The organism is Myroides marinus (assembly GCF_900109075.1).
In the GTDB taxonomy this organism is placed as follows: Bacteria; Bacteroidota; Bacteroidia; order Flavobacteriales; family Flavobacteriaceae; genus Flavobacterium; species Flavobacterium marinum_A.
Window position 1 is genome coordinate 54,548 of sequence record NZ_FNYS01000020.1, and the last position, 13,570, is coordinate 68,117.

Consider the following 13,570-nt stretch of genomic DNA (forward strand, 5'->3'; position numbering starts at 1 on the left):
GTGGGCGATGAGGGATTCGAACCCCCGACCCCCTCGGTGTAAACGAGGTGCTCTGAACCAACTGAGCTAATCGCCCATTTCCTTTATAAGAACGTGTAATCGTTTGTTGATTACGGGTGCAAATATACGACTGTGATTTTACTTTGCAAGCTTTTTTGAATATTTTTTTATAAAATTTCTGCTACTACAAAAGTGCTCCCCCCTATGTATATCAAGTCTTCAGCACCTGCTACCTCCTTAGCTTTAGCGTAAGCATTTGGTATTGAACTAAAAACCTCTCCATTCAAACCAAACTCACTCGCTTTAGCAGCTAAAATCTCCGCATCAAGCCCTCTTAAATTATTTGGCCTTGCAAAAAAATATTTTGCCTCTTTTGGCAATAATGGAAGGATCGAATCTAAATCTTTATCATTAACTACACCAAAAACAATGTGTAAATTCTGGTATTTTTCGTGTTTTAGTTGATTCATCACGATAGTTAACCCATGAGAATTATGCGCAGTGTCTGTTACTACCTTCGGTTTTTCACCTAAAACTTGCCATCTACCTAATAATTTTGTGTTCTCTACTACGCGAAGTAACCCTTCTACTTCTGCTTTTTCGCTAATCACAAATGAATTTCTAAGTAATTCTATCGCTTGTCTTACTGTACGGATATTAGATTTCTGATAATCTCCTTTCAGATCTGACACCAAAGTATTCTCCTTATATGTATCTTGAGCAAAATAAATATCTGCAGACATCTCTTTTGCTTTAGCTATAAACACTGGTTGAGTAGATTCATTATACTCTCCTATTACTACAGGTACACCTCTTTTTATAATACCTGCTTTCTCTCCAGCGATAGCCTCAAGAGTATCTCCTAAGAATGCTGTGTGATCTTTACCTATATTAGTAATAACAGAAAGCAATGGAGTAATAATATTAGTAGCATCTAAACGCCCTCCCATTCCTACTTCTATTACTGCCACATCTACTGCTTCTTGTTTAAAGTACTCAAAGCACATACCTACAGTCATTTCAAAAAAGCTCAAAGAGTTCTCTTCAAAGAAAGGTTTATTACGAGCAATAAAATCAACAACAAAAGATTCTGTTATCTCCTGTCCATTAATTTTAATACGTTCTCTAAAGTCTTTTAAATGTGGTGATGTATATAACCCAACTTTATAACCTGCCTCCTGTAAGATAGAAGCAATCATAGATGATGTAGACCCTTTACCATTAGTCCCTGCTATATGTATAGTCTTTAAGCTATCTTGTGGGTTATTTAAATGATTTACTAATTTAATAGTATTAGATAAATCAGCTTTATAAGCAACTGCCCCTTGTTGTTGATACATTGGCAATTGATTAAACATCCATTCTAATGTTTCTTGATAATTCATATTTACAAAAAAATAGGACTTACTGTCCTACTTTAAAATTAATTACTATAAATCCTACTTGTATATTCGGTGCGTTATCATCTGCTTTCCATCTAAATGTCTTAGCTGTAGCAATAGCTGCATCTGTAAGACACTTAGCAGAGTTAGTCGTACCTTTAGTATGCTGTGCAGATACTACCTTACCACTCTTATCTACTCTTATCTCCACTACTACTGTACCTACCTCATTACAGTTAGGCACTACTTGACCACGAGTAGCTAGAGCACGTCCGTTTAGTCCCCAGCTAGTACCATTACCGCTACCTTGTCCTTTACCACTACCATAAGTAGAGTTAGAGTACATATCTCCATCTAGTTTTCCTTGGTCACCACCTTTAGAAGAGTTTCCTTGACCTTCTGATTTTTCTCCAGACGTTTTAGGCCCATTGATTAGACTAGCTAAAGCATCAGTAGTACTTTGACTTGGTTTAGGATCTGGCTTAGGTTTTACGACCTCCTTTTTAGGTTCTTCTTTTGGTTTAGGTTTGTCCTCTGTTTTTTTAACCACAGGAACATCTACCTTATTTTGAGTTACCACAGGCTCAGTTGTTGTTGTTTCTACAGCGGCCTGTTGTTCTGGTTCTGGTTGCATTGCTATAGGTTCAGTAGGTTGTACATCTCCTTTACCTACTTCACTATTACCAAAATTAATAGCTATCTCCCCTCCTAAAAGAAATGGTTGTTCTTGTGGTACAGGGGTAATAATTTTATAAAAGAAAAACAATAAAAAGAGTATTGCAAATACTGTAGAAGTAATTGCAAATGCTTTCTTTTCACTTTCTGATTGTAATATCTTCATACTTATTTTGGCTCTACTGCCAATACAATTTTAAAACTATTGCGATATGCTATATCCATTACAAATACAGCGTCCTCTACAGGAACTCCTTTAGCTACATGCAGTACTACATTAGGGTCAGGTATTCCTGTTAGTTTACTCTTTAGACCTGACTCTAGTTCTTCAGGTGTTACTTTCTGCTCGTTTATATAATAGTTAGATTGATCATCTACACTTACTGCTACTGTCTCTACAGAGTCAGACTTACCATCTGAGTTAGGCAATACTAAATCTAGAGCATTAGTAGTAGTCATCGTCGTTATAGCTACCATAAAAAAGATAAGCAATAAGAATACGATGTCAGTCATAGACGACATATTAAACTCTGCAGATACTTTATTTCTACCTCTAATATTCATTATGCAGGATCATTTAATAAATCTAAAAACTCTACTGCATTAGCTTCTAACTGGTGAACTATCTTATCGATCTTACTAACTAGGTGATTATATCCTACATAAGATACAATCCCTACGATTAGTCCAAATACAGTAGTCATCATCGCTGTATAAATTCCTTCTGATAATACGCTCATATCTATACGGGCAGATGCAGCTGTTGACATTTCGTGAAATGCCATAACCATCCCCACTACAGTACCTAAGAAACCAGTCATAGGCCCTGCTCCAGAAAGCGTAGCTAATAGATTGATGTTTTTCTCCATCTTATACACCTCTAGTTTACCAGCATTCTCTATAGCGATATTAATATCTTGTAGAGGCTTACCTATTCTAGATATCCCTTTACCTATCAAGTGTGCTACTGGTGTATCTGTATTAGCACATAATAACTTAGCCTGATCAACTTTACCCTGAGATAAGAACATCTTTATCTGTGCCATAAAATTATCATCTATAGTAGAAGCTTTCTTTATAGCAAAGAATCTCTCTAGGTATAAGTATAATGCCATAAAAAGCATGATAAAAATGATTATCATAATAGCCTGCCCTATAGGTCCACCACTAAAAATAATTTCACTAAGTGCTAATTCTTTTTTATCAGCTCCTTGAGTTGCTTCTACAGCATTAGATAAGTTTTGTGCTACTGCTGTTGTATCCACTTGTAAGAAATGAAACATATATAATTTGAGTTTTTAATGTTTTGTAATTTTCAATGTGCGATTTTTAATAAATTAGACTCGATTCCAACAAGCCCACTTATTAATAACGAAAAAATATACCGTTTAATATCACTATTCTCAAAAAAAGATACAATTATATCATCATATCTATTCTGAAAAGGTGTTCAAAGGTATAATGTTTTTAAAGACTACACACTTTTTGTCCTTATTTTACACACTTATACCTTATATTTTAATCGTTCTCTAATAGTTCTTTGCAAAATAGTCGTATACCTTACCTGAACTATGATCATACTTAGCTCCTGTAACACTTGCTAATACATTAACATCATCCCTTAATTTCAACACGCCTAATAGCCCAAAAACAATAGCTTCCTTAAAGTCTATAATCACATCTATAGGTCTGTCAAATACAATACTCGGTGCATGCATCTTTATTCGCTCTATTAAATAATCATTCTTAGCTCCTCCTCCTGTTACTAAGACTTTCTCTGTTCCTTCCACACCTATTCCTTGTGCTATTTGCACAGCTATATGTTCTACTAGAGTTGCTAAAAAGTCTTCTACAGGTAGACTATACTTATTAAGAATTGGTTGTACATAAGTATTCACAAACTCTACTCCTAATGACTTAGGAGCTGATAACGTATAAAAGTCTAATGCATTAAGCTCTGCTAACAATCCTGCATTCACTTGGCCTTTAGCAGCTAAAGTACCTTTATCATCATACTCTAAACCTAATTTACTTACTTGTTCATTAAGCAGTGTGTTCACAGGGCAAATATCATAAGCTAATCGATAGCCTAATTTGTTCTCAAATGACACATTAGCAAAACCTCCTAAATTAAGACAAGCAGCATAATCACTAAACAACAAACGATCGCCTATAGGGACTAACGGTGCTCCCTGTCCTCCTAACAAAACATCCTGTACTCTAAAATCACACACTACTTTTTGGTGTAACAAATCTGCCAACACAGACATATTACCAATCTGTAATGTATATCCTAGCTCAGGTTTATGAAATATAGTATGCCCATGAGAACATACTGCATCAATATTATCTAATGTATTGTCCTTAATAAATTGATTAATTACTGTAGCTAAATGCACAGTATATCGTTCGTCTAAAACTTCGATTTGTTTACTATCTAGTTTTATTGCATTCTTTAATTGTTCTTTCCATTGTGAACTATAACTAACTGTATCTGTACAGTGAACTTCAAAACTCCATTTATCACCTTCACAATAAAAAGTCACATAAGCCAAGTCTATTCCATCTAATGAAGTACCTGACATCACTCCTATTATATTATATTGGTATTTTTTCATAGCATAAAATTAGGTAATACTCATTGAATAATTGTTATAAAACACCTATATTTGAGAACTACAAAAATAGAACAACTAAAAAATTAAGAAACTATAAATGGATTTTAAATTTACAGAAGAGCAATTGATGATTCAACAAGCTGCTCGTGACTTTGCTCAAACAGAATTGTTACCAGGAGTAATTGAAAGAGATGAACATTCTAAATTCCCAACAGAACAAGTTAAAAAACTTGGAGAACTAGGATTTTTAGGAATGATGGTAGATCCTAAATACGGAGGAAGCGGATTAGACAGCGTTTCTTATGTATTAGCTATGGAAGAAATCGCTAAAGTAGATGCTTCTGCAGCGGTAGTTATGTCAGTAAATAACTCATTAGTTTGTGCTGGTTTAGAAAAATATGCTAGCGAAGAACAAAAACAAAAATACTTAACACCTCTAGCTTCAGGACAAGTTATCGGAGCATTCTGTTTATCAGAACCAGAGGCTGGATCAGATGCTACTTCACAAAAAACTACTGCCATAGATATGGGAGACCACTATCTACTAAACGGTACTAAAAACTGGATTACTAATGGTAGTACAGCTGATTACTATATCGTAATTGCTCAAACTGATGTAGAGAAAAAACACAAAGGAATCAATGCATTCATCGTTGAAAAAGGATGGGCTGGATTCGAAATCGGGGCTAAAGAACAAAAAATGGGAATTAGAGGATCTGATACTCATTCATTAATGTTTACAGATGTTAAGGTTCCTAAAGAAAATAGAATTGGAGAAGACGGATTTGGATTCGCTTTTGCAATGAACGTATTAAATGGTGGACGTATTGGTATTGCTTCTCAAGCTTTAGGTATCGCTCAAGGTGCTTACGAATTAGCATTAAAATATGCTAAAGAGCGTAAAGCTTTCGGTACTGAAATTATCAACCACCAAGCTGTTGCTTTCAAATTAGCTGATATGGCTACTCAAATCACTGCTGCTAGAATGTTATGTTTTAAAGCAGCTGCTGAGAAAGATGCAGGTCAAGATATCTCTATCTCTGGTGCTATGGCTAAGTTATTTGCTTCTAAAACAGCAATGGACACTACTATCGAAGCGGTACAAATCCACGGAGGTAATGGTTATGTTAGAGAATATCACGTAGAAAGAATGATGCGTGATGCTAAGATTACTCAAATCTACGAAGGTACTTCTGAGATTCAAAAAATCGTTATTTCAAGAGGTATTGCTAAATAAGCAATCTCTTATATCTTAATAAAAAAGGCTATTAACTTTCAAGTTAATAGCCTTTTCTTATTATTGTACATTTACTACTATTGGTAATTTAAATTTCATAGAAACAGATCTACTATTTTGTGTAGCAGGTTTCCACTTAGGTAGTGTTTGAATCTTTTGGACAATACGCTTCTTTACATGTGATGGAAGATAACCTTGTGTCCCTACAACACCTATATCAACTAAATACCCATAACTATTAACAGTAAAATTTACATCGAAGCGATATTGTTCTCCTGCATTTAAATAATTATCTAGATTAAGTATATTCATCAGATTAGTTGTAAAATCTTCTTCTCCATCATAAGGTTTAGCAGACTCAGAATATAAACTAATAGTCGTCATACATCCCCCCTCTCCACAAAGAATTAAGTTATCCTCCTCTGATGTTGAAATAACAAACCCAGTCAATCTACACTCTTCCACATATTCCGAAACATCAGTAACTTCATTAGGCTCATATACTATTATATTCCCATCTACAAATCCTTCTTGTGTAATATCAGCAGGTAATTGATTATAGGTTTTAATATGAGGTCCTTCATCGTTAAATCCTAAAGGAATTTCTTCTAATGGTACATAATCTAATTCATTAAATGAAACTATATAAGTTGCATTAATCGTATTAGCTAACTTCTCTTCTTCTAAGTCCTTATCTTCAGATCCAAAAGAACATCTAAAAATATAGTCATCAAAACTGTCATTTTCTAGAAAAGAATTAAGCAAATTAGAACCAACAACTATTCCTAAACACAAAAGCATTCCTCCAAATAGTGCAATAAGCATTATCTCTCCATCGCTTTGCTTGGGGTGGAAAGGATTGTGATTATTATATTGATTAATTGTGTTCATTCTTTTAGATTATAGAAAGTAATATTACAAAAAAGGAATTATTAATACAAAAAAAGTATAACTACCTAAAAGCAAAGAGGCTGTCTTTACCAGACAGCCTCTTTACAATTTAAAAACGCATTAAACATTTCGAGAATTTTCTTTTCTCTTTTTCATATATTTTATCACAAAGTGTATATTCATTAAGAGTAAGCAATAAGCTTGAATTTCAAAAATACATACAAAAAGTTAAAATACAAATAAAAAAACACATTTATCACCAATAAACACAACATTAGTAAAATCAGTTAAAATAAAATTATCTAACTATATGGCATTTAACAAAATCATTCAACTCTCTTTTGTAATTTTACAGCAAATTATAACAATACATGAAGCCACCTAAGTCTATTAAAACCAAAATTCTATTTCTCTACTTCACTTTGTTTGTAGCTGCTATTTTTTCAGGGGCTTATATATACAAAGAAGCCAAAAAATTCACTATTCCTGAAGAGCATGTAGTAGAGGAAAACAATAAAATATTTTTAGTAACTAGTGCTATCAACAATCTATATAGTAGCGAGGCATATAGTAGAACGGCTATTTTAAGTGGTAATCCTAAAGACATCAAGCTTTACTATAGAGAACTAGATACTATCGTTAAACAAATCAATCTTGTACAAACACAGGTACAGGACCAGGTTATTGTTTTAAAACTTGATTCAGTAATCGACTTATTATCACGCAAAAAAATAAGTTTTGAAAATATAATTAAGGCCCGTAAAGATCTTACCAATGAGGACAGATATACTGAAGCTTTCTCAGAGATATATAACATTCGTGAGGAGATAGAGAAAAACATCCAACCAATAGTTATTCAAAGTAAAGAGAAAGAAAAAAGAAGTGGTTGGGCTAGACTGTTTAAAGGTGATAATACTGATACTATTAAGACGACAGTAAACTATCCTAGTATCTCAGATTCACTAATTAGTGCTATGGAGCGTATACTACTTACTACACAAGCTAAAATTAATGACAAACAGAAAAACTTGCTATTACAAGAACAAAGACTGTTACAAGAAAATAAGATTATTACAGATCAGCTTCGAGAAATTCTACAAAACGTAGAACAAAATATCTTGGCCTTATCTTATCAAAAAATTAATGAATCAAAATCTCGAATCAGTGCAGCCTCAACTAATATTGCTTATATAGGAGGTACAGCACTTATAGTGGTACTAATATTAGGGTGGATTATTATACGGGATATCAATCAAACCCAGGAATACAGAACTACCCTCGAAAAATTAAACAAAGAGAATGAGGTACTGCTTAGAAGTAAGTCAATGCTACTCGCTACTGTAACTCACGATTTACAAACTCCATTAGGAGGTTTAATCGGATTTACAGACTTACTAGATCAAACACCATTAGATGGCAAACAAAAACAGTATGTACACAATATAAAATCGTCTTCTCAATATATTACAAATCTTGTCAATGACTTAACTGATTTCTCAAGATTAGAAAACAACAAGATTAGTATACAACAGAAGTCATTTAACCCTAAAACATTAATAGAAAATACCTGTTTTTTATTAATACCTAATGCTACAAATAAAAATATAGAACTGACTTGGGAAGTAGAAGATGCTTTAAACAACAGTTTTATATCTGATCCACATCGTATAAAACAAGTACTGACAAACTTAGTTACTAATGCTATTAAATTTACGCAAGATGGAGGAGTTATGATTAAGGCATTCACTGAGAATAACTTTATTAAATTTCAAGTAATTGATTCAGGTATCGGTATTGCTGCTAATCAAACTGACAATATATTTAAAGAGTTTCAGCAAGCTCATGATGGGATTGAGAAAAAGTTTGGTGGTACAGGGCTTGGGCTAAACATCTCTAAAAGAATGATAGAATTACTTGGTGGTGAAATCTATGTAGAAAGTGTGCTTAATGAAGGCTCTACTTTTACATTTACTATTCCAATACAAGAAGCTCATGAAGAAGAGAATATTGTTATAGCATCTAATGACCTACAAACTGTCTTTAGGGAATTAAAGTCTAAAAACATCTTAGTCATTGATGATGATAAGGTTCAGTTACAATTAATGGAGGAAATACTATCTCCTCTATTTAATAAGGTTACAACGATATTTGATGCAACTACAATAGACACTGTTTTAAGCAACGATAATTACAATATAATACTAAGTGATATACAAATGCCTAAAATGGATGGATTTGAGCTTATTCATCATTTAAAGACTACGTCTGAATTTAAGGATACTCCTGTAATAGCTTTATCTGGAAAACGAGATATTACTTTAGAAGAATTTACAAATGCAGGATTTGCTTCTGCACATCCAAAACCATTACAGTTAAGCGAACTATTAATACTAATCTCTAAAATACTGAATGTCGAATATCAGCTAATCACTGCTGCGGAGACTCCTAAAAAAGAACAACCAATTACTATAAAGGCTAAAGCATTATACAATACTAGATCTTTAACTCAGTTCATAGGAGATGATATAAATGCACTTAAAAACCTATTGGTAATCTTTATAGATAGCACCAAAGAGAATCTATTAGATTTACATTATGCAAAAGAAGAATTTGATATAGAACAGATAAGTAATATTGCACACAAGATGTTGCCTATGTTCAAACAATTAGAAATAAAAACACTTATTAATACACTAGAAGTATTAGAGGATAAAAGTATTAGCTTCGATACACAAGAGGATCTAAACAAGTATATAGATGAACTTGAAGTGAATGTAAATAAGGTCTTAGATCAAATAAAATTAAATCATTTTGAATAAATCTGACTTATAGCAAATAAAAAAGCTCCTTGATTCAAGGAGCTTTTATTTTATAAGTAATTCCGAAGAATTATTTCAAACTATTTACAGTTGTTAATTCATCTGATTCTAAAGTATAATCAACAGAATCAAATTCAAATCCAAACAAGTTAAAGAAGTCTTTTCTATACCCAGCTAAATCAGAAATAGCATCGATATTATCAGATGTTACATCTTCCCATAACTTAGCTACTTCAGCTTGTACATCTTCTCTCATTTCCCAGTCGTCAACACGGATACGTCCTTCTGTATCTAAAGATAAGTTACTTCCGTATAAACGATCTGCAAATAAACGTTGCATCTGTTCAATACATCCTTCGTGAATATTCTTCTCTTTCATTACCTTATACAATAATGAAATGTATAAAGGAACTACAGGAATTGCAGAACTAGATTGAGTTACTAATGCTTTATTTACAGATACATAAGATATACCATTAATATCTTTAAGCATATCATTAATCACTGGTACAGTAGCTTCTAAATCATTCTTAGCCATACCAATAGTACCATTTCTATAAATAGGATAAGTTAACTCAGGTCCTATATAAGAATAAGCTACAGTCTTAGCTCCATCTGCTAAAACACCTGCTGCTTTTAAGTCTTCAATCCAGAACTTCCAATCTTCACCTCCCATTACTGCAATAGTGTTATCAATATCACTTTGCTCAGTTACAGGATCAATACTAATTTGTGATACAACTCCTGTGTGGAAGTCAACAGTTTTATTAGTGAAAGGTTGTCCTATAGGTTTTAATACTGATGCGTATGCCACACCTGTTTTAGGATGAGTTCTACGTGGTGAAGCTAAACTGTAAACTACTAAGTCAATTTGACCTAGGTCTTTTTTAATTAACTCGATAGTTTCTTTTTTAATTTCATCAGAAAAAGCATCACCATTGATACTTTTTGCATAGATACCAGCAGCATTAGCTTGCTCTTCGAATGCAGCTGAATTATACCATCCTGCTGTACCTGGTCTACCTTCAGTACCTGGTTTCTCGAAAAACACACCAATTGTTGCTGCATTTGAACCAAAAGCTGCAGAAATACGTGAAGCTAATCCAAAACCTGTAGAAGCTCCAATTACTAATACCTTTTTAGGTCCGTTTACAATTTGTCCTTTAGACTTAACATACTCAATTTGCTTCTTTACATTTTCTGCACATCCTTCTGGATGAGAAGTTAAGCAAATAAATCCTCTAGTTCTAGGTTGTATAATCATTATAAATCTTTTTCTACTTTAGTTGAATTTAAACCAAGTTGCAAATTACGCATTTTATCAGAACAATACACATTTATTATGCTAAATAAATAGTTAACAACTTTAGTTTAAACTTACCTCAATTGTCCTCTCTTAATAATAGAAATAACCAAATACACACAAGCATATAAAACAAAAAAGGTTGGACTTAAGTCCAACCTTTTCAGTTATTATAAATCAGTGATAATAAATTCACTTCTTCTGTTTACTTGGTGTTCTCTTTCACTACAAGGAACATTGTTTTTACACTTGTTTAAGATTCCTCTTTCACCATATCCAATTCCTTTTAATCTTAATCTGTTCACTCCTTGACGTACTAACCAATCTACTGTTTGATCTGCACGGCGTTCAGACAATCTCAAGTTGTAATCATCTGGACCTACACTAGAAGTATACGAACGAACCTCTAATTTTAATGAAGGATTAGTCATCATTATTGAAGCCACTTTAGACAATTCTAACTGAGCATCACTTCTAATTACTGAACTATCATTATTAAAATAGATTGGAGCTAAATCAGTTAATTTACCTAAATCATCTCCTACTCTAGGACTTCTAGTATTAGATTTTCCTCCTTCAGTATAATTATTATAGTTGTTATAATTACTATCATCATAATTTGAATAGTTATTAGTAGGAGCTAAACCTCTACTTCTTTCTAACTCAAAATTAACTTCAATTAAATCATTTCTAGTAACATCTTCTACAGACACCTCTTCTGATTTATATCCATTAGCCTTAACAGCTACGTAGTAATCTCTATTAACCTTAACATCTTTAAATGCATAGTCTCCGCGTTTATCAACTTCAACCTCTTCTAACATTCTGTGTTTACTATCATATAAGAATACAAATGCATCTAAGATAGGACGTTTAGTTCCCTTGTCAGTAACTTTACCTCTAATCTCTTGGGCAATGTTAAGTTCTGTACCTAACTTCATTCTCACATAATACAAGTCATCCTTACCGTTTCCATTTGGTCTATTAGAAGTAATAAATCCAAACTTGGCTTCAGTATCAAGATACATTGCAAAATCATCATAAGGACTATTAATAGAGTTTCCTAAGTTAACAACTTCACCAAATGTTCCATCGTCATAAATCTGAACTCCATATAAATCAAGACCTCCTAAACCAGGATGTCCATCTGAAGCAAAGTACAATACGTTATCAGCACTTACGAATGGAAAACTCTCTCTTCCTTCAGTATTAATTTTATTTCCAAGGTTCTCAGGTGTCCCCATTGTACCATCTCTAAACAATCTTACGCGATACAAATCTGATTGTCCAAATCCCCCTGGTCTATCTGAAGCAAAGTATAACCAATCTTGATCAGGGCTTAATGCAGGAGACGCAGTACTTGCGTTATCTACGTTGATACTTAATTTCTCAACATCTCCCCATTTATCTCCTCCTAAGTTATAAGCTCTATAAAGATTAACTAATAAAGTACCATCTGAGTAACGAACTGTCTTGTCAGTTCTGTTGTTACTAGAGAAAAACATAGCTCTAGAATCAGCCGTAAAGATAGCATTAGCTTCGTTAAAATCTCCTTCTAATCGCTTAGCAAAAGGTTTTACATCTCCAACATATCCATCTATACGAACTGGAGCAGAATATAATTTCGTATAAGGGTCATTAGTCCACCCATGTACTTTCTTATGTTTCCCTTTCTTATTAGAAGAAGAAGCATAAACTATATTTCCTTTATATAAAGCAGAACCATACTCTGATCCTCCTGTATTAACACTATTAAGTAATTTTACTCTATATCCGTCTCTATTAGTATTAACTTCTTCTAAATAATTAGGATCACTTAAATATTTCTTTATACGACCATCTTGAGGAGCTTTTTCTACTAAAAGATCCATTTTAGCATTTGCTAATACGTAATCTCCTGTTGTTCTAATAGTCTGAATATATCTATAAAAAGCATCTACATCATCTATTTCTGCAGGAGTTTTTACTCCTCCATACACTTTACTATACCAATGGTTTGCTTCTAAATACAATCCGTTTTCATAGTACGCTTTCGCAAGGTTCGCTAAGATCTCATCACCACCTTTCACGCCCTTAGAAAGCATTTTCTCATAGGTCTTAATAGCCTCAGCATAAGCCATGCTTTCTATTTGTTGATTTGCTTTCTTTACATAAGAATTTTGGGCAATTCCTGTAAAAGAAAACATTCCAAATAGAGCTACTATCCCTACTTTATAAATATTTTTCCTCATAATATATTAGATGTACTTTTTCCTAAGCTAGTTGTCTTTTCTTTTACTCAAAAACAATGTATTAAAAAACATTGTTGTCCGATAAAAATATGTAACCTGAGATTTGTCAATATGGCATAAAAAAAGAAGCCAGCATGCTGGCTTCTAAAAAGTTATCGTAGTTTAGTCTTGCAAACCATAAACATACGATGAGTAAAAGTACATATTTTTCAAGTAAATCCGTATTCGGACAGCTGATTTCTTTAATAGATACAGAGATTATCAAATCTGCAGTAGTGAAAACTAACTCTGATTATTATGTAAAGAAGTTTAAATCCAAAGACCATCTAATAAGTATGCTTTTTTGTTGTTTTGCTAAATGCAATTCACTTCGTGAAGTATCTGGTGCAATGCTTGGATTATCAGGAAAAACCA

11 protein-coding genes and 1 tRNA gene are annotated in these 13,570 nt (G+C 33.0%); 3 read left to right on the top strand and 9 right to left on the bottom strand.

The annotated features are described in order from the left end of the window. Position 1: 1 nt before the first annotated feature. From BMX53_RS15470 to BMX53_RS15495, 6 genes are all read right to left on the bottom strand, one after another. Positions 2-76 (bottom strand) — tRNA-Val (locus BMX53_RS15470). A 91-nt stretch (positions 77-167) separates the two neighbouring features. Beyond that, complete coding sequence (locus tag BMX53_RS15475) at positions 168-1,385, bottom strand: bifunctional folylpolyglutamate synthase/dihydrofolate synthase (protein WP_063175394.1); 1,218 nt, start codon at positions 1,383-1,385, stop codon at positions 168-170. Between the two features lie 19 nt (positions 1,386-1,404). Then, entirely contained in the window at positions 1,405-2,223 is an 819-nt protein-coding gene (locus tag BMX53_RS15480; protein ID WP_063175393.1) for an energy transducer TonB, read from the bottom strand. A 2-nt stretch (positions 2,224-2,225) separates the two neighbouring features. Continuing rightward, entirely contained in the window at positions 2,226-2,621 is a 396-nt protein-coding gene (locus BMX53_RS15485) for an ExbD/TolR family protein (protein WP_038987070.1), read from the bottom strand. Further along, the gene (locus BMX53_RS15490; RefSeq protein ID WP_038987071.1) at positions 2,621-3,340 is read right to left on the bottom strand and encodes a MotA/TolQ/ExbB proton channel family protein; all 720 of its coding nucleotides are present in this window, start codon (positions 3,338-3,340) and stop codon (positions 2,621-2,623) included. The genes BMX53_RS15485 and BMX53_RS15490 overlap by 1 nt, the downstream gene beginning before the upstream one ends. Positions 3,341-3,586: 246 nt before the next feature. After that, positions 3,587-4,675 carry an anhydro-N-acetylmuramic acid kinase gene (locus BMX53_RS15495; RefSeq protein WP_063175392.1) on the bottom strand — a complete coding sequence of 363 codons (1,089 nt, stop codon included), beginning with the start codon at positions 4,673-4,675 and terminating at the stop codon, positions 3,587-3,589. Positions 4,676-4,772: 97 nt separating this feature from the next. Between BMX53_RS15495 and BMX53_RS15500 the strand changes: the two genes are divergently transcribed. Continuing rightward, entirely contained in the window at positions 4,773-5,912 is a 1,140-nt protein-coding gene (locus BMX53_RS15500) for an acyl-CoA dehydrogenase family protein (RefSeq protein WP_038987073.1), read from the top strand. A 60-nt stretch (positions 5,913-5,972) separates the two neighbouring features. On the opposite strand, the gene BMX53_RS15505 is transcribed toward BMX53_RS15500, so the two are convergent. Further along, a complete protein-coding gene (locus tag BMX53_RS15505; RefSeq protein ID WP_063175391.1) occupies positions 5,973-6,803 on the bottom strand; it encodes a hypothetical protein in 831 nt (276 codons plus the stop codon). Positions 6,804-7,174: 371 nt separating this feature from the next. Here BMX53_RS15505 and BMX53_RS15510 point away from each other — a divergent pair, with 371 nt between their 5' ends. After that, positions 7,175-9,622, top strand: a complete 2,448-nt coding sequence (locus BMX53_RS15510) for a hybrid sensor histidine kinase/response regulator (RefSeq protein WP_063175390.1) — start codon at positions 7,175-7,177, stop codon at positions 9,620-9,622. 70 nt (positions 9,623-9,692) lie between these two features. On the opposite strand, the gene fabV is transcribed toward BMX53_RS15510, so the two are convergent. Together fabV and BMX53_RS15520 are read right to left on the bottom strand one after the other, a co-directional pair. Continuing rightward, on the bottom strand, positions 9,693-10,886 hold the full coding sequence (gene fabV, locus BMX53_RS15515; RefSeq protein WP_063175389.1) for an enoyl-ACP reductase FabV: 1,194 nt from the start codon (positions 10,884-10,886) through the stop codon (positions 9,693-9,695). Between the two features lie 209 nt (positions 10,887-11,095). Further along, a complete protein-coding gene (locus BMX53_RS15520; RefSeq protein ID WP_063175388.1) occupies positions 11,096-13,156 on the bottom strand; it encodes an OmpA family protein in 2,061 nt (686 codons plus the stop codon). 188 nt (positions 13,157-13,344) lie between these two features. Here BMX53_RS15520 and BMX53_RS15525 point away from each other — a divergent pair. Further along, the coding region (locus tag BMX53_RS15525; RefSeq protein WP_143061433.1) for a DUF4372 domain-containing protein at positions 13,345-13,570 on the top strand (226 nt) is incomplete at its 3' end.

What these genes read in the sequence shown, in the direction of transcription:
- BMX53_RS15505 (WP_063175391.1), bottom strand. Translation starts at nt 6,803, where the DNA reads ATGAACACAATTAATCAATATAATAATCACAATCCTTTCCACCCCAAG.
- BMX53_RS15500 (WP_038987073.1), top strand. Translation starts at nt 4,773, where the DNA reads ATGGATTTTAAATTTACAGAAGAGCAATTGATGATTCAACAAGCTGCT.
- BMX53_RS15490 (WP_038987071.1), bottom strand. Translation starts at nt 3,340, where the DNA reads ATGTTTCATTTCTTACAAGTGGATACAACAGCAGTAGCACAAAACTTA.
- BMX53_RS15485 (WP_038987070.1), bottom strand. Translation starts at nt 2,621, where the DNA reads ATGAATATTAGAGGTAGAAATAAAGTATCTGCAGAGTTTAATATGTCG.
- BMX53_RS15475 (WP_063175394.1), bottom strand. Translation starts at nt 1,385, where the DNA reads ATGAATTATCAAGAAACATTAGAATGGATGTTTAATCAATTGCCAATG.
- BMX53_RS15495 (WP_063175392.1), bottom strand. Translation starts at nt 4,675, where the DNA reads ATGAAAAAATACCAATATAATATAATAGGAGTGATGTCAGGTACTTCA.
- fabV (WP_063175389.1), bottom strand. Translation starts at nt 10,886, where the DNA reads ATGATTATACAACCTAGAACTAGAGGATTTATTTGCTTAACTTCTCAT.
- BMX53_RS15480 (WP_063175393.1), bottom strand. Translation starts at nt 2,223, where the DNA reads ATGAAGATATTACAATCAGAAAGTGAAAAGAAAGCATTTGCAATTACT.
- BMX53_RS15520 (WP_063175388.1), bottom strand. Translation starts at nt 13,156, where the DNA reads ATGAGGAAAAATATTTATAAAGTAGGGATAGTAGCTCTATTTGGAATG.
- BMX53_RS15510 (WP_063175390.1), top strand. Translation starts at nt 7,175, where the DNA reads ATGAAGCCACCTAAGTCTATTAAAACCAAAATTCTATTTCTCTACTTC.